Raw genomic sequence first — 19,654 nt, 5'->3', positions numbered from 1 at the left:
CCCCTCGGAGGGGAGGGTGCGCCTTCGGCGCTTGGCGTGCGCGTGCTTGGCTATGCGCGACGGCCTCTCGGATCGCGGGAGGCAGGCGCGCCGCCCACCCTCCCCTTGAGGGGGAGGGTCGGCCCGTAGGGCCGGGGTGGGGTGAACGCCGGGCCTGTAGCGCGAGCTTCCAAGCCTCCCGCAAGCCGAACCCGCCCTCGCCGGGCGCCGGTCACCCCACCCCGCCGGGCTTCGCCCGTCGACCCTCGGGTCAAGCCCGAGGGCAGGTTCCTCCCCCTCCGAGGGGAGGGTGGCGCCTGCGGCGCTGGGGCACGCACGGGACGCCACGCCGCCCCATGAGGCGCGCTCCCACCCTCCCCTTGTGGGGGAGGGTCGGCCCGCAGGGCCGGGGTGGGGTGATGCCGAGCGTGGAGCGTGACGTTTCAGAAATGAGGATTCCGTCTGCGATGCTGCCCCTAGTCTGGACTCGTGTCTAAAGTGCGCCGTAACTTGTTACGGAATAAATGGCTGAACAGGACGTGAGAAGCGACGATGTTGGCTAACGAAATCGAGAGCGCCCAAAGGCTCGTGCGCACAGACGCCTATCAGATGTCGATTGGCGAAATCGTGAGCATGTACGAAAATCAAGAGATAGCAATCGACCCGGAATTCCAGCGTCTGTTCCGTTGGGACATATCTCAGAAATCAAAACTGATTGAATCGTTACTTCTTGGCATACCCCTGCCGTCAATTTTCGTTTTTGAAAAGGAGGACGGCACGTGGGAACTCGTAGATGGGCTTCAACGACTTTCAACGGTCCTAGAGTTCATGGGAAAGTTGCGCGAACCTGACGGGACTTTCAAAGTTCCGTCCATTTTAGAGGCAACGAAGTACCTCCCTTCTTTGCATAATGTAGTCTGGGAGAGATCAGAGAATATCACAGGGATCGAGTTGGACGAGCAAGTGCCTTTGGACAAGACTCAGCAACTTGCAATCAGGCGGGGTCGGCTCGGTGTCGAAATTCTTAAGAGACCAAGTGACGAGCGGACTAAATACGATCTGTTCCAAAGGTTGAATGCCGGAGGAACGCAGGCGAATGCACAAGAGCTAAGAAATTGCATTATATTGATGGTGAATGCCAGCTATTATAGGGCGATTAGATCGGCTGCTGATGACCCGCACTTCAAGGCGATGTTGAGCATCTCCGAAGAGCAGGAAGAACGGCAGCGTCACGTCGAGATGGCCGTTCGGTTCCTTGTTCATGCAAAGGTTCCATACGACGGCCTACTCGATGTAGAAGAGTACATCGACGAGGGTATCGTAAGCCTTGCAAAAGAAGGTTCAAATGACGAAGACGTTCGCCTGGTAAAGTCTACATTCAGCTTGCTGCACGAGGTAGCCGGAGGCAATGCCTTGCGTCGTTTTCAAAATGGAAACTATATCGGCAAGGTAGGCCTAGTTGGGTTAGAGGGCATTGCCGTCGGAGTTGCGAAGAATCTTGGCGCGATCGAGGCATTAGGGTTCCAAGATGCCCGAGATTTCGTTGCCGAAAAAATGAGAGAATTCTGGGTTCAACCTCAGGCTGCGAATTTTACTTCGCCAGGGCTTCGAGGCACGGTACGCATTCAGCGTACGGTGAAGTTTGGGGAAGCTTGGTTCCGCCCATGAGTAAACCCTTTACAGACGCAGATTTCATAAGGCAGGTAACTGAAGATAGAAATTGGAGAATTCGCGAGATATCAGATCTAAAAGTAGCAGCCAAAAGAGCTGACACGGGGCTGCAGCGAGTTTTGTTGCGGGCGCTAGTAGCTATTTGCTACGCGCACTGGGAGGGCCACGTAAAATTGGCGGCGCGAAAGTACATGGAACATGTGGCGCTACGAAAATTTCAGTACAAGGCATTGGATAGGCAGTTTCTCAAGAATTATTTTCTACCTCGCTTGGGCGCAATTTCTAGTTCTAAGATTAACGTGGAAGATCGGTGTGTCTTATTAGACGAAATATTAAACGCTTCAGAAAAACGGTTCAGCAAAGTAAACGATGATTTAATCAACACTAAATCAAATTTAAATTCGGAAGTTCTTCAAGAAATTTGCCTTGTGGTCGGAATTGAATTCATTGGGTTTGTCGAGAGAACCTCTTTCATCGACATATTTCTTCTGAAGCGAAGAAATGAGGTTGCGCATGGCGAAGAGGTGTTTGTATCCATAGCTGATCTAGATGAGCTTGCCTCAAACACCATCGCCCTGATGCGAATGTTCAGCGATGCACTAGAAAATCATGTCGTCCAACAGACTTATAAGCTGCGCGCGTAGCGAGCCGCGATCGGACTGCCATTGCCCCCCGGCCCCCACCGACCCCCGCCCAACGTCTCACGCCCGTCCCGCTTGAGTCCCGTCGCACCGGTTCGTAAGTTGGCGCCCTACCTCCTTCCGACCGGACCGGGGCCATGACAAGCAACGACAACAACCTGAGGAAACGCACGCGGCCCACCTTCACGGACCAGGAGGCGCTGACGTTCCATTCGCGGGGGCGGCCCGGGAAGCTGGAGGTGGTGGCGACCAAGCCGATGACCACCCAGCGGGACCTGTCGCTCGCCTATTCGCCCGGCGTCGCCGTGCCGGTGCTGGCGATCGCGGAGGATCCGTCCAAGGCCTACGACCTCACCGTGAAGGGCAACCTCGTCGGGGTGATCTCCAACGGCACGGCCATCCTGGGGCTCGGCAACCGCGGGGCGCAGGCGTCCAAGCCCGTGATGGAAGGCAAGGCGGTGCTGTTCAAGCGCTTCGCCGACGTGGACGCCTTCGACCTGGAGGTCGGCACGGAGGACCCGGAGGAGTTCATCAACGCGGTGCGCTTCCTCGGCCCCACCTTCGGGGGCATCAATCTGGAGGACATCAAGGCCCCCGAGTGCTTCATCATCGAGGCGCGCCTGCGAGAGCTGATGGAGATCCCGGTCTTCCACGACGACCAGCACGGCACCGCCATCATCGCGGCGGCGGGCATCCTCAACGCGCTGGAGCTGACCGGGCGCGACATCAGCAGGACGAAGCTCGTGTGCAACGGCGCCGGGGCGGCCGGCATCGCGTCCCTGGAGATCCTCAAGGCGCTCGGCTTCCGGGACGAGAACGTCATCCTGTGCGACACCAAGGGCGTGGTGTTCAAGGGCCGCACCGAGGGCATGAACCAGTGGAAGTCGGCCCACGCCACGGACACGCCGGCGCGCACGCTTGAAGAGGCCATCGCCGGGGCGGATGTGTTCTTCGGGCTTTCCGTGAAAGGCGCGGTGACGCGCGAGATGGTGAAGGCCATGGCGGCCAACCCCATCATCTTCGCCATGGCGAACCCGGACCCGGAGATCACGCCCGAGGACGCCTATGCGGTGCGCGACGACGTGATCATGGCCACCGGCCGGTCGGACTACCCGAACCAGATCAACAACGTGCTGGGCTTCCCCTACATCTTCCGCGGCGCGCTGGACGTGCGGGCGAAGAGCATCAACATGGAGATGAAGATCGCCGCCGCGAAGGCGCTGGCGAAGCTCGCCCAGGAGGACGTGCCGGACGAGGTGGCCGCCGCCTACCAGGGGGCGCGGCCGCGCTTCGGGCGCGACTACATCATCCCGGCGCCGTTCGACCCGCGGCTCATCTCCACGGTGCCGCCCGCGGTGGCGCAGGCGGCCATGGACACGGGCGTGGCGCAGCGGCCCATCGTGGACATGGGCGCCTACAAGGCGCAGCTCTCGGCCCGGCGCGACCCCGTGGCCGGCGCCCTGCAGCGCACGGTGGAGCGCGTGCGGCGCTACCCGAAGCGCGTGGTCTTCGCCGAGGGCGAGGAGGAGCAGGTGATCCGCGCCGCCGTGAGCTTCGTCGGCCAGGGGCTCGGCACGGCCATCCTGGTGGGGCGCGAGGAGCGCATCCGCGAGACGGCGGCGGGGCTCGGCATGGCGCTGGACAACCGCGAGGGGATCGAGATCCACAACGCCAGGCTGTCGCAACGCAACGCGGCCTACGCGTCCTACCTGTATGACCGGCTGCAGCGGAAGGGCTACCTGTTCCGCGACTGCCAGCGGATGATCAACCAGGACCGCAACCACTTCGCCGCCGCCATGGTGGCGCTGGGGGACGCGGACGCCATGGTGACGGGCGTGACCCGCAACTTCTCCGTGGCGCTGGACGACGTGCGGCACGTGATCGACCCCAAGCCCGGGCACCGGGTGATCGGCGTGTCGCTGGTGCTGGCGCGCGGCCGCACCGTGCTGGTGGCGGACACCGCCATCACGGAGATGCCGGACGCCAAGGACCTGGCCGAGATCGCGGTGGAGGCGGCCGGCGTGGCGCGGCGGCTCGGCTACGAGCCGCGGGTGGCGCTGCTGGCCTTCTCGTCGTTCGGGCATCCGCCGGGCGAGCGCTCGGCGCGCGTGCAGGAGGCGGTGCGCATCCTGGACGGGCGGCGGGTCGACTTCGAGTATGACGGCGAGATGGCGGCCGACGTGGCGCTCGACAAGGAGCTGATGGCGCAATACCCGTTCTGCCGCCTGTCGGACGCCGCCAACGTGCTGGTGATGCCGGCCTTCCACTCCGCCTCCATCAGCACCAAGATGATGCAGACCCTGGGCGGCTCCACGGTGATCGGCCCGCTGCTGGTGGGCCTCGACCGGGCGGTGCAGATCGTGCCGCTGGGCGCCAAGGACACGGACATCGTCAACATGGCGGCGCTGGCGGCGTTCAACGTCGGCGGGTGAGGCGGGCGGCCGCTCCGCATCGCGAGCCCTTCCCGGCCCCCCGGGGAGGGCTTTTCGTTTGAGGCCGCCCCCGAAGGGCGGATGCAACCGCATGCACGCCGGGGTCGGTTGCCGCGGGACGGGCTTCGGCTAGGGTCGGGGCGTTTTCCTGCGGCCTTTCCCTTGCGGCATTTCATGACGTCTCCATTCGCCGCCCCGGCCCGGGGCGCCCTGCCATGGTGACCCGCGTCGCCACCGTCGCGTTCGAGGGCATCGAGGCCCGGCCGGTCGACGTGCAGGTGCAGATCATGCCGGGCAACGTGGTGTTCACCATCGTGGGCCTGCCCGACAAGGCCGTGGGCGAGAGCCGCGAGCGGGTGCGCTCGGCCCTGGTGGCGTCCGGCCTGGCGCTGCCCTCCAAGCGCATCACCGTGAACCTCGCGCCCGCGGACCTGCCCAAGGAGGGCAGCCACTACGACCTGCCGGTGGCGCTCGCCGTGATGGCGGCCATCGGGGCGATCCCGTCCGACGCGCTGGACGGGTTCACGGTGCTGGGCGAGCTGGCGCTGGACGGCGCGATCACGCCGGTGTCGGGCGTGCTGCCGGCCGCCATCGCGGCCAACGAGCGCGACATGGGGCTGATCTGCCCCTCCGAGTGCGGCCCGGAGGCGGCCTGGGCGTCGGGCGACATGACCATCCTGGCGCCGCGGTCGCTGATCCAGCTGGCGAACCACTTCCGGGGCACGCAGGTGCTGTCGCCGCCCGCGCCGGCGGTGAAGCAGCCGGGCGGGCCGGTCCCGGACCTGCGCGACATCAAGGGCCAGGAAAGCGCCAAGCGGGCGCTGGAGATCGCGGCGGCCGGGGGGCACAACCTCCTTATAATGTAGTCAGTTGAACCTTGTGTGGCATGATCAATTAGGCACAATATCGAGAAGTGATGGACTCCGGCGCTCGCCCCCTGCGAGGAGAAGCGAGTGTCATTCAAGTCTGTCCTGCTCACCGGCGCGGCATTGGCTGCAGCATCTACCGTTCAAAATTCAGCAGCTGCCGCCCAGGAGTGCTCGCCCCTGTATGGCCTGCCCGCCGTGCAGCGGATCGTGACGGAGCACGTCGAACGCGTCTTCGCCGCCCGACGCCAGCAACCTGGCCTGCCCTACGACGTCGCCCGGAACGTGGATGTCCTGTCTGGGCGGATCGCCAAGGCGCTCACGACCTCTTACGTCCGCAGTTTCCTGGCTCAGGGGCGAGCTGAGGAGCGGCAGGCGCGAGCGACGGATGCAGTGTTGGCCTTTGGCCTTGACGCGCTGACCCGATGTTTTCCGCAGTATCGCCCCGTGTACGAGCAGCTGATCGCTCCTGGACCAAAGCCTAAAGCTGCAGAGGCGCAAGGGACAAAGCAGCCTCGCTACGAGCAGCCCAGCGCACCGGATCTGACGACGCCCGAGTTCGCGAGAGATCGTATTGTCGCCATGCCAGAAGCACGGCAAATCTGGGCAGCGCAACAGGGGCCCGGGGGCGGCCAAAGACAAGAGTCCATTTCGCGGGAGGCTGGCGACGGGAGAGTGGCGACCGGCCAAGCTGCGCCGACTCATGCGGATGCTGATCAGGCCCGCAAAGACGCCGCCGCGACATTCAAGGCGCGCCAGGACGAGCCGGTGGTCGTGCTGCGGACAGCTTACCTGCAATACGTTACGGCCCAGGCATGCTACGAGGTTCGCAAGTCGCTGGCGTACCAATTCGTGAGCGAGCCCGACCTGTCCGAGACCAGGGCCGCGGTGAAGCAGATCGAAACCGCTTTGAAGAGCAAGCTGGAAGGCGATCCGAACGCCATCTGGAACGAGGTGGCCGCCGACTTTGGAGCGCCCAGGCTCTATGTCTATTTCGATGCCGACCTGATCAAGGCCGCGGAGGGGAACGTGCTGCTGTCAGCTGCCCTCAAGGTGGCGCGAGATCAGCATCTCGAAACCTTCACAGGCAGCACGGGCACAGAGCGCCTTGAAAGCTTCCGATTGGCTCTTCAAGACCCGCGCAGCAAGTTCGACGAACTGAAGGCCAAGTGCCTGGACGCCGTGCAGGGCATAAGGAAAGCATTGGCGAAACTGACTCCGGCCACCGCTGGACCCAAGAAGGATTTCTGACCAGGACCGCCTTGGTGGCCCATTGTCGGCCCTGACCGCCTGGTAAGTCGCCGCCGCAGGCGGCGAGTGGCCGTAGGCCACGTTATTGGATCGTAAGGAAGGTTTTGGTTTTTCCTTACACTTCTCCCGTTTAGGGAAAAGTGGGTCGGCTTTCCGACACCATGAATGCGCGTTCCACCTGAGTGGCGAGGGGGGTTGTCCGGTCGCCTCGTACGCGCAGCTTCTACAACGGGAGCCAAATCCGAAGCCTTCATGGCGACATTCGGGCTGGCCGGCGGTTGCTTTTTCTCAGAGCCGCCATCCTGCAAGGGGGTACGTGCCGTGGTGCCTTGCTTCAAATCCACCGCACGGGAGCATTTCCGAATTCTGACCGCGGCGGCGTTCAAACCGTGCCGCGGGCTCGACGGAACTGAGGTCAGAGCTCCTATGTCTTGCTATCTATACTGGGCGCGTCCGACAGTGAGCCTGCACTGGCCCCATCCGCGTTAGCCCAGGCAATCGGGCGGTCCACATCGCTCGTCCCCCCTGCGTCGATGGTGTGCCAGATCCCCTTCTCCAGCTTGATGTTCTTCACCCCTGTCGTGTCGTCCGGGTAAAGCACCTGCAGCGTTCCGTCCTTGAAGACGATCGTCAGATAGCGACGACGTGCGGACTCGCTAGCCAGATCCTTGCTGATCAGAGCCAGGGCTGATCGCATCGGCTCTGATTGGGCCTCAGCCAAAGCGCTCGCATCCCTCAGGGTCGCTCTATCCAGCGGCTCCTTCCCTGCGGCGTAGACGTCCAAGGCAGCCATCAGGCCTTTCATGCGGGCGGCCAGCTGAGCCCGCAGCTTGTAGGTCTCCTCGTCATCTCTTTTGCCGAGCCGACCAATTAGGCTCTGAATCTGTTCGCGGCTTTCGTAAAACCGGCTCTCCTCGCCGTCCAACTTGTCGCGGGATGCCGCGGCTGTGCTCAGCTCCTGATCGAGTTCAGACACACGACGGTCGGCTCGCTCGTACCCTGACTTTGCGTGGTCAGACGCACTATCGAGATAAAGATTGAAAGCTCGATCCCGCCGCTGTTGCGCCTCTAAGATTTGGCCTTGAAGGGAGCTGATCCGCGCGTCGAGCTGGGCTCGGTGGGACCTTTCATCCGCTCCGCTGGCCAATTGAGCCAGATCGAGGCGATGCACGTATTGAAGCACAGCCGCTTCGAAATCCTCGTAACGCCAGGCGGTGCGCTCGCACCCCAAGCCCCGGCGGGCCTTGTCGCACATCAGGTAGGTGCCGCCTTTGGGGCCCTGACCTTTGTTGACGAAGTGCAACTTCCCTCCGCAATAGCCGCATCTAGCTAATCCTGAGAACAAGTTGCTGATGTGCGCGCCGCGGCGACCTCCTCCCCCGAGCCTGCGTGACTCACGCGCGCTTTTCACGCGATAAAAAAGCTCGTCGTCGACTATCCGCGGGAAATAGTCCGCGATGGGTGGGCCTTCGGGAACGCGTTCACCCTCCACGAACCTATGCGGCTGGAATTCGCCCAAAACGGCTCTGTTGTTCAGAATTTTGTTAACGCTTGATATCTGCCATCCCGCGTCACTACGGAAGGGAGGCACCCCACCCTCGTTCAGGCGGTTGGCGATGGTGTAGCTACCAATACCGGCTGCGCTGTCATCGAAGATGCGACGAATAACGTCCACCCGATCGCCAAGAATGTCGAACTTGCCTGCCGCATTCAGCCGCAGCCAGGCTGGACATTGGCCGGTCAGCTTCCGGCTCGATATGTTCTTGCGCTTGTTCGACCACGCCGAGCTTAGGCGCGTGCTCTTGAGAGACGATTCTTCATTAGAACGGCTCATCACCATAATCGAATACATGATCATGGTTAGTTCCGCACCAGCATGGTACTCGTGCTTGTCGACAAGCGTGACTATAATAATTCCCGCGTTCAAGATCTCAATGAAAAGTGTCAGCGACGCAAATACGTCCTGGCGCGAAAGCCGATCGAGCGACTCCACTAGCAGGTACGAGCCCTTTTCGATCTTTCCTTCTCTTACCGCGGTCAGGAACTCGCCTAGAACGCCCTTTCTGAGATTGGCACCTTTGAAGGCCGAGATGCCAATGTCCTCCATGCGCCCGTCCATCAGGTCGAGGTTATGCTCTTCGGCATATCGCGTGGAGAGCTCCAATTGCCGCCTTCGGCTATCGCCACGCAACTGGATGTCGGTAGACATTCGAAGATAGGAGTACGCGCGAGGCCGACGTGCAGTGGTGCTCATAGGCTCATATTAAACAGCGTATATCGCCTGGTACAATCAATTGAACACAATAGCTCGAAGTCGTGCCCACCACGTGACGATAATATCACTCAGCGTCGGACGGGTACACGGCTCAAAGCGCCTCCTGAGCAGATGAAGACCGCATGGACCCCGATAGGCACGCGGCTCATCGTGCACCCGTTAAGGCACGCTCCGCGTGCAGGGGCGGTCGGGACAGAAGGGACAGTAGGCAACTAAACATATCGCCAGAACTGCCCTGAGCCCGCTTGCCGCCACGATGCTGCGGCGTCAGATCCCATTGCGGGACAGTAGGGACAGTAGGGACAGGCTTGCTGCAAACTATCTTGCAATGCCTCACGTACGACCTACCATGCCCCCCATTTCGAACACGCGCCCGCCTGCGCGCGACGCGAAAGCAAAAAACTTTAAAATAAATGATCCTTTACTTTGCTGTCCTGCTTTGCTATGTCTTTGTGGCTCGATAAGGCAGTAAAGTAGGCGTTCGAAATTCTCGCCTGAGCCCTCCCTTCCAGCCCCGCTCTTCTGGTCGCCTCGCACGAGGCGAGCCATTTGTCATTCTATTCTCCCGGATCTCAGATGTTCCAGCTTTCAAATCCTGGCTCCGTCCCTGGCCTCCCGACTTACGCACATGAGGTGCTCTTGTGGGCGAACTGGCTTCTCACGCAGCCAGGCACCTGCCGCCACTACCTCGTCACGCTGACGTTCGATCGCTATCACGACCGGCGTTTCGCTCTGGACGCCCCTGCGGACCTCCTTCCTGACCGCGTCGTCAAGGCCGACGTCCTCGCCGGCGCGACCCGCAAGCTGTCACCGGAAGAGGCTGTCAAGGCGATGTGCTCGGACGTGCAGCGGTGGTACCTGCGCGTCCTCTCCGACCTGCTAGGCGGTCGCTATGCCGATTACCCTGAGCTGCAGCCCCGCACCGTTGGCTGGATCGACGAACCCGCGGTCAAGCACGCGTCCGCCGGTCGCGCGGCTCGAATGCCTGGCGAGGAGTTTCCTCACGTGCACTTTGTGATGGCCGTTAGGGAAGACGTTGCACCTCGCGGGCTCGCCCTGGCGGACGCTTTCGAGGTCGCCCATCGCGACGGACGTCTGGCCATCCATTGGCATCGGCTCAATGCGGCTGGCGGGCTGCATTTGACAGAGGCGTACGATGTGCCTGGCGCCCTGGACTACGCGTCTAAGACTGCCAAGCGAAACGCGGCATACCGCGAGCACATGCTCCTGCTGCCGTTTGCGACGCCGGGGCGACCCGACGCCGACCAGCGGCACTGATTACGGCACCTGCTGGCACCCTCGCGCCAGTCAGGGTACTCAAAGCGAAAAGGCCCCACCTCGCGGCAGGGCCTTTCTGTTTGGGGGGGAAACCCGTAGGTAACCCCCAACCCTAAGACCTTTCGGACGTAGGGTCGGCTGAAAGGACGCTCTCGCATCCCCAGCAAGTGACGCATCATATGTTCGACGCGTGGTCGCCTGTCAATCCCCCGAGCCCCAGATGGTTGCGCACTAGCGCTCGAACTGAACTCAGATCCTGGGCAGAAAGCGAAGGCACCTCCGCCCTGTGGCGGATGTTGATCTGCCAAAGCCTTTGGATTCCTACAGTGTAGACGTGATCGCAGCAGGCCCAAACAGGGTTCGAAGAATGAAAGAAGGGATAGGCTCCCGGTTCGAATTTGTGGAAATGAGGGTCTTCCCGATCTCGGGGTGGCGTCATGCTTACGGGCACGACGGTGCAGCGGCCCGGCGAGCTCGAGGTCGACGAGACAATGATGGCGCGCCGTTCCTTCTGCATCTCCGGCCTGGACAGGTGAGTGAAATCGCACATGACCACACGGCCTGCACGAGGAGGATGCTTGAATAGCCGGCGGGTCTCGTTTCGCCTCATCGCCACAACGGCTGGATCCAATGCGGCCAAGAACGCTTCGGCTGCGAGGACCGGGATACCAGCCCTAACGAGCCTCGTTTTAATGGCGGTCTGGTCGTAGTGGGCCTTGTGCTTCTCGTTCGCGTAACAGTGGCGCACAACGACGGCGAACGCGTCGGCCTTGGCCTCATCACGGCAGCCGTCGAAAATTCCGTCACCCACTCTCGCTTCGTGGTACTGAGCCCCTGGCGTCTTGGCCTGCTCTACTGCAGCGGCGACGGCCTGAGCAAACTCCTCACGAAAATCAAGCGACTTCAGGCAATTGTAAATTCTGAACGCGTGCGGCATGTTGCTTACATGATGTTTGTTTTCCGATTAGAGCAGACTACCCGCTTGATCAAGCGCTGAATGCGCGCTGGACGGACCGCCATAATCGCGGCTGGATGCAGCAAGCATTCGGGGAAGCGGTTAATCGAGCCATTCAGTGGCCAAAGGGCCCCAGAGCTTGAGCACTCTTGCTTGTCGTGCCAGGCGTTTACGTGCATAAGGACCGCCTCTGGTACGATCCTTCGGAGGAGGCGTGGCTAGCGTCGTGCAGCAATGGAATCCCGATGACTGGGAAACCTTTGCGCTGTCATTGCTCCAGGCCAGGCATGGCAGCCTGAACGTGCACAAAATCCCAGCCACACACGCTGGGGATTTCGGCATAGACTACTACTCCACGTCAGACTCGGTCATCTATCAGTGCTATTGCGTCGAAGAGCCTATCGATATCGACGTTCGGGCTAGCCGCCAAAAATCAAAGATCACGACCGACCTTAAAAAGATTGTTGACCGAGCTGCAGACGTTTCAAGAATCTTTCATGGCGTGCCGGTCCGCACATGGGTTCTCTTGGTCCCCGTCCACGATAGCAAAGAGGTTAATCTTCACTGCGCTAAAAAAACGGAGGACTTAAGAAAGCTAGGGTGCAGCCATCTGGACCAAGAGTTTGAGGTGTGCGTGCATGATCAAGGCTCGTTTCCTGGAGCGGCCTTGGCTGCAGCCATGTCGGCGCTGACAAACATATCTCTAAATGTGCAGCCACCTACGCAACAGGAATTGGATGAGTGGCAGGCGGGCTCCCCCGATCTTCTCGCGAATGCGACTGCTAAGCTTTCCAAGCGAATGGCACCTGGCACTGTACAGGATGTTGTTGTAGGCGGCGTCGAGCTGTTCCTAAGGAGCAACGCTCTCATCGACGCACTTCGCGTGAGCGCGCCTGATCTTCACGAGAAAGTGGCCTCTGCGATTTCCAGCCGTGCTCGCCGGCTGAGCTATGTCGGCCCTCAAGGCGGGCCTGTTCCCAACAACATCATGAACACCGAATTGGAAACGCTAATCGCCGCGATCAAGGGTGCCGCCCCGACGCTTTCGTCGGCCAACGCGGAGGATATCGCACTGGGCACGCTTTCGGAGTGGATAATGCGTTGCCCCCTGGATTTTCCAAATGCGTGCTGACAACCCCTTTCGAGAGGCCATCGCAGGCGCGACTTTCTCGTTCACTGCTCGACCTGAGCCGATTGCTGGCGATCTTAGAATGTCTTGGGGTATAGGGGTTCTTTTGCTCAGCCTGTTATACTGCCGCGGAAAAAAAGGTAGTTTTCAGAAACTGCAGTTCCTTGCGCATGCAGTTCGCACTCCAGAAGGCCGAGAAGACGTACGATCTTTGTTGGGCGGACGGATACGGAGTAACGAGATCTCAGTGCGTGTTGAGCCTTGGCTCAACCGGGCCGTTTCCTATGCCCACGCCCTTGGCCTCGTGGACGTCGCCAAAGGGAGGTCGGTTTCACTAACCGAAGCCGGGCAAAAACTCGCCCGTACTCTAGACGCAGATACAGAGATTTTCCGCGAAGAGCGCAAGTTCTTGGCGGAGGTGGGAAGGCAATTGACCGAGGCGCAGCTAGATAGAGTTTGGCGCATGGAGGACGTCCAATGACACTTCGCTTGCGGCACTTGCGCCTACGCGCGGTTACTCCTGTCGGCCCTTACGGAACGGACATCACCTTCTCCGCCGGCCTGAACGTGATTTGGGCGGACAACACGAAAGGTAAGTCGACCTGCATGCAGGGCATGCTCTACGCGTTGGGCATGGAAAAAATGCTCAGCCCGCGTCGCGAGGTACCCCTCCCACATGCAATGACAACGTTTCTGAAGTCAGATGACGAAACCGTCCAACCGGTTTTGGAGTCGATCGTATCGCTAGAGATGCAAAACGGCAGTGGCCGCATCATCACGGTACACCGCCCGGTAAAAAAGCAAGGCATCGACAATCGGATCGTGATGGTCGATTTCGGCCCGACTCTTACCGAACCTGAATTGATTGCAGAGCGGCGGCAGTTTTTCGTTTCAGATGCCGGCGCAGCCCAAAGAGAGGCTGGATTTCACCGCTTCCTCGAAGACTTCATCGGTTGGAATCTGCCATCCGTCCGTCGCTACGACGGCCCCGAGTGCAAGCTCTATATAGAAACAATATTTCCGCTATTTTGGGTTGAGCAAAAGGTCGGGTGGTCTGCAATCCCCGCTGCAATTCCTACCTACTTCAGAATTCGCGAAGTGCACAAACGGGCCGTTGAATTCCTGATGGATCTTGATGTTCCGCGACTTGAGCTGGAACGTCAAAGGCTCCAAGAGCGACTCGACCAAAATACTAGGGAGTGGCGTACCATCTGGGACGAAGTTGACCATCATGCACGTCTGAATTTTGCTAAGATAGATGGCCTCCCCGCTCATCCTACGCTCACGGCTGATGAAATACGCCGGAGTCGCGTGTTGATTGATGATCAGGGCGGTTTAAAGCCATTAGGAATAGTGCTTGAGCAACTCCGTAAGCGCATAGCAGACCTAAGCGACGAACCCATTCCGGCAGTGAGCGGAGTAGCAGCCCATTTGGAGCACGAGCTTACGGCTCTCAACAAGCAGGTCGAGGCATTGAACCGCTCGCGGATCGAGGTCCACAAAGCCAAGCAGCTGAAGGAGGCTGACGTCGTCTCTCTTCAGAGGCGGATCGAAACACTCACCTATGATCTTCACAAAAACCAGGACGTGCAGAAGCTCCAGCGTTACTCTGGCTCTGATGCCAACTTAACACCTCATCGGTGCCCGACCTGTGAACAGGCCCTGGTCGACTCCCTGCTGTCTCAGCTAGTCATTGACGCCGTGATGCCAATTGACGAGAACATTGAGTACATCAGATCACAACTTAGAATGTTTGAAAATATCCTCGCGCGCGAGAACGGCGAAGTCGAAAGGCTCCTGCAAAAATTGGCGCAGACAGAACGCGCATTGTCCGAGCTCTACAGCCGCATCCGCGTCGTCCGGGCCGATCTTGTCGCGCCCACCAGTAGCCCGTCAGCAGCTGCAATTGAAGAGAGAGTGCGCGCTGAAGCTCGGGTCCGCGATCTTGAGGCGATTCAGTCGGGTCTCGACGATGCAGTTGAAAAGTTGACTTCTTTGGCGTCAAAGCGGGTAGAGTTGCTTGCGCTATACGAGGCTTTTCCCAAGGACAGAATGAGCCAATTGGATAAACGCAAGCTGGACGCGTTGACCTCCTTGCTTCAGCGGCGAGCTCAGGAGTTTGGATTTTCGACCTTCGATCCTAATGAGCTGACGATCGACGAGGACAGCTACAGGCCGCAGAAAGAAGGCTACGAAATCGGTTTTGAGACATCCGCGAGCGATGCTATTCGGCTAAAATGGGCTTATCAGCTGGCCCTTATGGAACTCGACCAACAACTTCCCACCAATCATCCTGGTGTGTTGGTTCTCGACGAACCCCGCCAACAATCCTCCTCCCGTGTTAGTTTTGGAAAACTCTTGGAGCGAGCAGCGGCTCATCAAACCACCAATCAGCAGGTTATAGTTTCGACCAGCGAGGACCTCGACACACTCACTGAGATAGTTTCTCAGATCGAAGCGTCAACTACGATCCTGCCTGGGTACGCGCTGAAGCCGATCGCCTGACCGCCCGAGCGGCAGCCGTTATCGTGATGCATTTTTTGAATCAAATATGCCGCCCCTGGGCACCCTCACGAGCGGTGTAAAGGCCGCGGCTCACTCATAGAAGCTGCTGTTATCAACGGTCGGAATTCCTGGCGTGAGCCGGTGAATGTCCGCCGTTGATGCTGTGAGCTGCAATCTAAATGGGTACTTGTGAGCTAAGGTGACACCATCGGCGCGTTTAAAATCTGATTTCGAACCGTAGTTTAGGGTCACGTAGACGGTTCCCTCTGTTTCGAGGCTCACCATCTCCGCAGTAACTTTTTTGATGCGCACCACCTCGGTAACGACGTCGTCGACGAACGTGTGAGATGACAGTTCATCCAGCTCTTCGACAACGGTCTCAGTGAGTGCGGCAAGCGCCTCGTCATTGACCTCTTCGGCGACGACTTCTGCGATCTCTGACCGACATGCAGACAGCGTTTGATAGAAGCACAGCACAGCCTCTAGTGCTTCCTTCATAAAGCTGATCACGTCGGAGTCCTCAGTGATCCGCGTCCCCGGCCGAACGTGGGTTAGCCTATTAAGGTTCTCAAACATCTTTGAAAGTCGGGTATGGGTGGCATCCAGGTCCACCCCTAGGCGGGCAATCAGATCATCCGGTAGTCCACCCTGTGTTGCGTAAATCATGCGCTGGCGGCGCGTGGCTTTGGGCTCAGATTCACGCCCCTCCGCCTCCCGTTTAGCCTTGAGGTTAGGGTCCTCACGGAACCAGGAGCACCGCCGCACCTGCTCGTCAGGAGCGGCCTCATGAAGCACATAGCCCACGAGCTCGCGCAGCCCTGCTGCAAAGAGGTTGGTCCGGATCGGATTACCCGCGTCCCAAGCCACGCGGATCGAGCCGTTCAGGACATGAACGGCAAACTCGTCCGGCAAGTGGGGGCGGAGCTGCTCAGTAAGGGTCAGAATATGCGATGTTAACATGGCTCATACTTGCCGTTGGCTAGCGGGCGTAACTCAGTTGGATTGTCGGGATAGGTCAGCAGGGTTGAAGTGTCGGCAACGGGTAGGCTGCGGCCAGCCAATCCCGAACTGCGGCCGGCGAGGCGAGCGCCTTCTTCTCGATGATAAGCCCGGCAAGGTCGCCGCCAGAGCAGACAATGATCGGATGAGCGTCCTCGACGATTTCCTTGTACGGCTGATCGCCCAAGTAACTCGTCGTAACAAGAATTCCGAATTGGCGATGTCGTAGGCGCGATATCAATCGTGACATCACCTCGACGCCCAGGCCCGAGGAGGGCTTGTAGCACTTAGCTTCCATGGCAAAGTCGACGGTGACACAATTTTGGTGCTGGCCGATACGGTATCGGCCGACAGCGTCGCGGCCTCCGTCACGACTGGGGCGCGAAACGTCGATCGAAGTTACATTTGGGTCCATATACTTCACGATGTCTGCAGCGAAGTGCTCGAACGCATGCGGAACAGGACTGAAGTGAGCATGAACCACCTCGGCAATACTCCGACGCGTTTCGTCCCCAAGCTGCTGAGCCTTGGTGCGGATCCGGCTCACTCGTTCAGCACGTAAAGGTCTGGCCTTACCGGTCCGCACCCATTCGCGCCATATCGAGGGGCATGCGCTACCAAGGCGATTGCCTGACTGAAGCTCAGTGAGCCAGCCACGTGGCACCACATCAAGATTCAAAACGGTGAATGTCGCCTTGTAATTCTGAAAGCGCTGACCTTCGGCAAGCTTCCAGACCGCGATCAAGTCGCTGGACGGGTCGAGATGGGCGGCACCTGGGACGGCGAGCCCCTTGAAGATTGCGTCGCGGCCCTCACCCTTGGCGAAGATGAGGAAAGGGGGAACGAGCGCTCGGTCCGCTTCGTCGCCGTGGGCGAGCTGGAAAGCCCGGCGTAGAATCTGGTTACCGCCACGGCCAGAGCGGCGATCGTGGAGCTCGTACCCTGGCTTGCGGTTGTCGCCATAGTAGGTGAAAAGGCCAGCCTCCTCGTCCAAGCCATCCGGCCAATCTGCCTCGGCCATCGTGCTGTAGAGGACGACGAGCTTCGGGACGGAGTTTGGACCACAGTACCGAAATCCGCCCTGGTTGCCAGTGCCAGTTAGCCTGGCCAAAGGCTCGCCTGCGACGTTCTTGATCAGCCGATCGCTCTCGTAAATGGCGTCGATGACCAGGTCAGCACTAGCAAGTTCAAGGAACGAGTATCTCTTCATGTGCAAAGCTTAGCCGGGGCCGGTGATTCCGACCAGCAAGGCAGCAGTGCGCCAGACCAAGGCAGCCCTCAGCGGCACGTGGCAGTCCATTGCAGGAGCGGAAGCGGCCCTTGGCGCGCCGTGGGGCAATGGCCCGCATTGGGTGGATAGCCGACTCATTCGCCGGGCCGTCTCAACTCCGCCTTGCGCCATGTGCCGACGTTGGATAGCCGCCCGGAACCGGACATGCACGGGCCGTGCAGTGGTAGGCGCGGCTCTCGCCCGTGAGAAAGGCGGCCTGATCTATCGCGCAACGTTGCCTTGAATCTCTGTTACAGCCCGATGCAGCCGTACTTGATGTTCAGGTAGTCATCGAGTCCGTATTTCGAGCCCTCTCGGCCGATGCCCGACTCCTTGACCCCGCCGAAGGGCGCCACCTCGGTGNCCGCGGAGGGGAAGGGGATCCAGGGGCAGCTTGGCGCCCAGTCACCTGGATCCCCTTCCCGGCGCTTCGCGCCGCCGGGGATGACGGTGGAGAGTGTCAGAGGCCGATGCAGCCGTACTTGATGTTGAGGTAGTCCTCGAGCCCGTACTTGGAGCCTTCGCGGCCCAGACCAGATTCCTTGACTCCGCCAAAGGGCGCCACCTCGGTCNGATCTATCGCGCAACGTTGCCTTGAATCTCTGTTACAGCCCGATGCAGCCGTACTTGATGTTCAGGTAGTCATCGAGTCCGTATTTCGAGCCCTCTCGGCCGATGCCCGACTCCTTGACCCCGCCGAAGGGCGCCACCTCGGTGGTGATCACGCCGGCGTTGATGCCCACCTGCCCGTACTGCAGTCCCTCCATGACCCGGAACGCGCGGCCGAGGTCGCGGGTGTAGGCGTAGGCGGCGAGGCCGAACTCGGTGTCGTTGGCCATGGCGATCGCCTGCTCCTCCGTGTCGAAGCGGAACAGGGGTGCGAGCGGGCCGAAGGTCTCCTCCTTGGCGACCTTCATGGCCGGCGTCACGTCCGCCACAANGTGATCACGCCGGCGTTGATGCCCACCTGCCCGTACTGCAGGCCCTCCATGACCCGGAACGCGCGGCCGAGGTCGCGGGTGTAGGCGTAGGCGGCGAGGCCGAACTCGGTGTCGTTGGCCATGGCGATCGCCTCCTCCTCCTTGTCGAAGCGGAACAGGGGCGCGAGCGGGCCGAAGGTCTCCTCCTTGGCGACCTTCATGGCCGGCGTCACGTCCGCCACGATGGTGGGCTCGAAGAAGGCGTGGCCGAGCGCATGGCGCTTGCCGCCCGTGACCACGCGTCCGCCCTTGGCGAGCACGTCGGCGATGTGCTCCTCGACCTTCTCCACCGCCTTCTTGTCGATCAGCGGGCCCTGGGTGACGCCGGGCTCCAGGCCGTTGCCGACCTTCAGGTCGCGGACCGCGCCGGCGAACTTCTCGGCGAAGGCGTCGTAGACGCCGGCTTGCACGTAGAAGCGGTTGGCGCACNCGCCTGCTCCTCCGTGTCGAAGCGGAACAGGGGTGCGAGCGGGCCGAAGGTCTCCTCCTTGGCGACCTTCATGGCCGGCGTCACGTCCGCCACAATGGTGGGCTCGAAGAAGGAATGGCCCAGCGCGTGGCGCTTGCCGCCCGTGACCACGCGGCCGCCCTTGGCGAGCACGTCGGCGATGTGCTCCTCCACCTTCTCGACCGCCTTCCCGTCGATCAGCGGGCCCTGGGTGACGCCGGGCTCCAGGCCGTTGCCGACCTTCAGGTCGCGCACGGCGCGGGCGAACTTGTCGGCGAAGGCGTCGTAGACGCCGGACTGCACGTAGAAGCGGTTGGCGCAGACGCAGGTCTGGCCGGAGTTGCGGTACTTGGACGCGATGGCGCCCTCCACGGCGGCGTCGAGGTCGGCGTCGTCGAAGACGAGGAATGGGGCGTTGCCGCCGAGCTCCATGGACACCNCCACGGCGGCGTCGAGGTCGGCGTCGTCGAAGACCAGGAAGGGGGCGTTGCCGCCGAGCTCCATTGACACGCGCTTCATGGTGCCGGCGGCCTGGGACATCAGCAGCTTGCCGACCTCCGTGGAGCCCGTGAAGGTGACCTTCTTGACGATCGGGTTGGACGTCATCTCGCCGCCGATCTCGCGGGCGGAGCCGGTGAGGATGTTGATGACGCCGGCCGGGATGCCGGCCTCCTCGGCCAGCAGGCCCCAGGCGATGGCGGAGTAGGGCGTCTGGGTGGCGGGCTTGGTGACGACGGTGCAGCCGGCCGCCAGCGCCGCGCCGAGCTTGCGCGACAGCATGCTGGACGGGAAGTTCCAGGGCGTGATGGCGGCGACGACGCCGACCGGCTCCTTGGTGACCAGGATGCGCCGGTTGGCCCAGGGCGACGGGATGGTGTCGCCATAGACGCGCCGCGCCTCCTCGGCGAACCACAGCACATAGGCGGCGCTGATGCCGACCTCGCCGCGGGCCTCGGCCAGCGACTTGCCCTGCTC

12 protein-coding genes and 5 pseudogenes are annotated in these 19,654 nt (G+C 60.9%); 8 read left to right on the top strand and 9 right to left on the bottom strand.

The genetic code is table 11. The features are described from left to right. Positions 1–531: 531 nt before the first annotated feature. The 5 genes and pseudogenes from SLNSH_RS21875 to SLNSH_RS24725 all read left to right on the top strand — a co-directional run bounded on the left by SLNSH_RS21875 (position 532) and on the right by SLNSH_RS24725 (position 6,840). Positions 532–1,647: a DUF262 domain-containing protein gene (locus tag SLNSH_RS21875; protein WP_106339979.1), complete on the top strand. Its 1,116-nt coding sequence runs from the start codon at positions 532–534 to the stop codon at positions 1,645–1,647. Further along, on the top strand, positions 1,644–2,294 hold the full coding sequence (locus SLNSH_RS21870) for an MAE_28990/MAE_18760 family HEPN-like nuclease (RefSeq protein ID WP_106339977.1): 651 nt from the start codon (positions 1,644–1,646) through the stop codon (positions 2,292–2,294). The genes SLNSH_RS21875 and SLNSH_RS21870 overlap by 4 nt, the downstream gene beginning before the upstream one ends. Before the next feature lie 134 nt (positions 2,295–2,428). Then, positions 2,429–4,723, top strand: a complete 2,295-nt coding sequence (locus SLNSH_RS21865; protein ID WP_106339975.1) for an NADP-dependent malic enzyme — start codon at positions 2,429–2,431, stop codon at positions 4,721–4,723. Positions 4,724–4,938: 215 nt separating this feature from the next. Beyond that, a pseudogene (locus SLNSH_RS21860) lies at positions 4,939–5,583 on the top strand (magnesium chelatase domain-containing protein); the annotation flags it as partial. A 93-nt stretch (positions 5,584–5,676) separates the two neighbouring features. Next, on the top strand, positions 5,677–6,840 hold the full coding sequence (locus SLNSH_RS24725) for a hypothetical protein (protein ID WP_146140349.1): 1,164 nt from the start codon (positions 5,677–5,679) through the stop codon (positions 6,838–6,840). Positions 6,841–7,264: 424 nt separating this feature from the next. Here the strand turns inward: SLNSH_RS24725 and SLNSH_RS21850 are convergent, their stop codons facing one another. Next, complete coding sequence (locus tag SLNSH_RS21850) at positions 7,265–9,094, bottom strand: recombinase family protein (RefSeq protein WP_106339971.1); 1,830 nt, start codon at positions 9,092–9,094, stop codon at positions 7,265–7,267. Between the two features lie 660 nt (positions 9,095–9,754). Here SLNSH_RS21850 and SLNSH_RS21845 point away from each other — a divergent pair. After that, positions 9,755–10,393 carry a hypothetical protein gene (locus SLNSH_RS21845; RefSeq protein WP_106339969.1) on the top strand — a complete coding sequence of 213 codons (639 nt, stop codon included), beginning with the start codon at positions 9,755–9,757 and terminating at the stop codon, positions 10,391–10,393. 175 nt (positions 10,394–10,568) lie between these two features. On the opposite strand, the gene SLNSH_RS21840 is transcribed toward SLNSH_RS21845, so the two are convergent. Next, entirely contained in the window at positions 10,569–11,330 is a 762-nt protein-coding gene (locus tag SLNSH_RS21840; RefSeq protein ID WP_106339967.1) for a type II toxin-antitoxin system PemK/MazF family toxin, read from the bottom strand. A 232-nt stretch (positions 11,331–11,562) separates the two neighbouring features. On the opposite strand from SLNSH_RS21840, the gene SLNSH_RS21835 reads away from it, so the two are divergent. Both SLNSH_RS21835 and SLNSH_RS21825 read left to right on the top strand, forming a co-directional pair. Beyond that, a complete protein-coding gene (locus tag SLNSH_RS21835; protein WP_106339965.1) occupies positions 11,563–12,480 on the top strand; it encodes a hypothetical protein in 918 nt (305 codons plus the stop codon). A 474-nt stretch (positions 12,481–12,954) separates the two neighbouring features. Continuing rightward, complete coding sequence (locus SLNSH_RS21825; protein WP_106339961.1) at positions 12,955–14,982, top strand: AAA family ATPase; 2,028 nt, start codon at positions 12,955–12,957, stop codon at positions 14,980–14,982. A 90-nt stretch (positions 14,983–15,072) separates the two neighbouring features. Here the strand turns inward: SLNSH_RS21825 and SLNSH_RS21820 are convergent, their stop codons facing one another. The 7 genes and pseudogenes from SLNSH_RS21820 to SLNSH_RS21800 all read right to left on the bottom strand — a co-directional run. Then, on the bottom strand, positions 15,073–15,894 hold the full coding sequence (locus tag SLNSH_RS21820; RefSeq protein ID WP_146140348.1) for a pPIWI-associating nuclease domain-containing protein: 822 nt from the start codon (positions 15,892–15,894) through the stop codon (positions 15,073–15,075). Positions 15,895–15,997: 103 nt separating this feature from the next. After that, positions 15,998–17,191 (bottom strand): restriction endonuclease, encoded by a 1,194-nt coding sequence (locus SLNSH_RS21815; protein WP_106339957.1) that lies wholly within the window; start codon positions 17,189–17,191, stop codon positions 15,998–16,000. Between the two features lie 311 nt (positions 17,192–17,502). Continuing rightward, a pseudogene (locus SLNSH_RS24720) lies at positions 17,503–17,613 on the bottom strand (aldehyde dehydrogenase family protein); the annotation flags it as partial. A 98-nt stretch (positions 17,614–17,711) separates the two neighbouring features. Continuing rightward, on the bottom strand, positions 17,712–17,816 hold the full coding sequence (locus SLNSH_RS25620) for an aldehyde dehydrogenase family protein (protein ID WP_425353026.1): 105 nt from the start codon (positions 17,814–17,816) through the stop codon (positions 17,712–17,714). A 40-nt stretch (positions 17,817–17,856) separates the two neighbouring features. Further along, positions 17,857–18,189 (bottom strand): annotated as a pseudogene (locus tag SLNSH_RS21810) (aldehyde dehydrogenase family protein); the annotation flags it as partial. Positions 18,190–18,194: 5 nt separating this feature from the next. Continuing rightward, positions 18,195–18,659 (bottom strand): annotated as a pseudogene (locus SLNSH_RS21805) (aldehyde dehydrogenase family protein); the annotation flags it as partial. Continuing rightward, positions 18,656–19,654: pseudogene (locus tag SLNSH_RS21800) on the bottom strand (NAD-dependent succinate-semialdehyde dehydrogenase); the annotation flags it as partial. The pseudogenes SLNSH_RS21800 and SLNSH_RS21805, both read right to left, overlap by 4 nt.

The sequence above is a fragment of the Alsobacter soli genome (assembly GCF_003004785.1).
Taxonomy (GTDB): domain Bacteria; phylum Pseudomonadota; class Alphaproteobacteria; order Rhizobiales; family Beijerinckiaceae; genus Alsobacter; species Alsobacter soli.
Note: the sequence above shows the minus strand (reverse complement) of the source record. Positions and strands in the feature narration are given on the sequence as shown.

Coding starts and splice junctions, on each gene's coding strand:
- SLNSH_RS21815 (WP_106339957.1), bottom strand. CDS start 17,191: ATGAAGAGATACTCGTTCCTTGAACTTGCTAGTGCTGACCTGGTCATC.
- SLNSH_RS21865 (WP_106339975.1), top strand. CDS start 2,429: ATGACAAGCAACGACAACAACCTGAGGAAACGCACGCGGCCCACCTTC.
- SLNSH_RS21825 (WP_106339961.1), top strand. CDS start 12,955: ATGACACTTCGCTTGCGGCACTTGCGCCTACGCGCGGTTACTCCTGTC.
- SLNSH_RS21850 (WP_106339971.1), bottom strand. CDS start 9,094: ATGAGCACCACTGCACGTCGGCCTCGCGCGTACTCCTATCTTCGAATG.
- SLNSH_RS21870 (WP_106339977.1), top strand. CDS start 1,644: ATGAGTAAACCCTTTACAGACGCAGATTTCATAAGGCAGGTAACTGAA.
- SLNSH_RS21875 (WP_106339979.1), top strand. CDS start 532: ATGTTGGCTAACGAAATCGAGAGCGCCCAAAGGCTCGTGCGCACAGAC.
- SLNSH_RS21840 (WP_106339967.1), bottom strand. CDS start 11,330: ATGCCGCACGCGTTCAGAATTTACAATTGCCTGAAGTCGCTTGATTTT.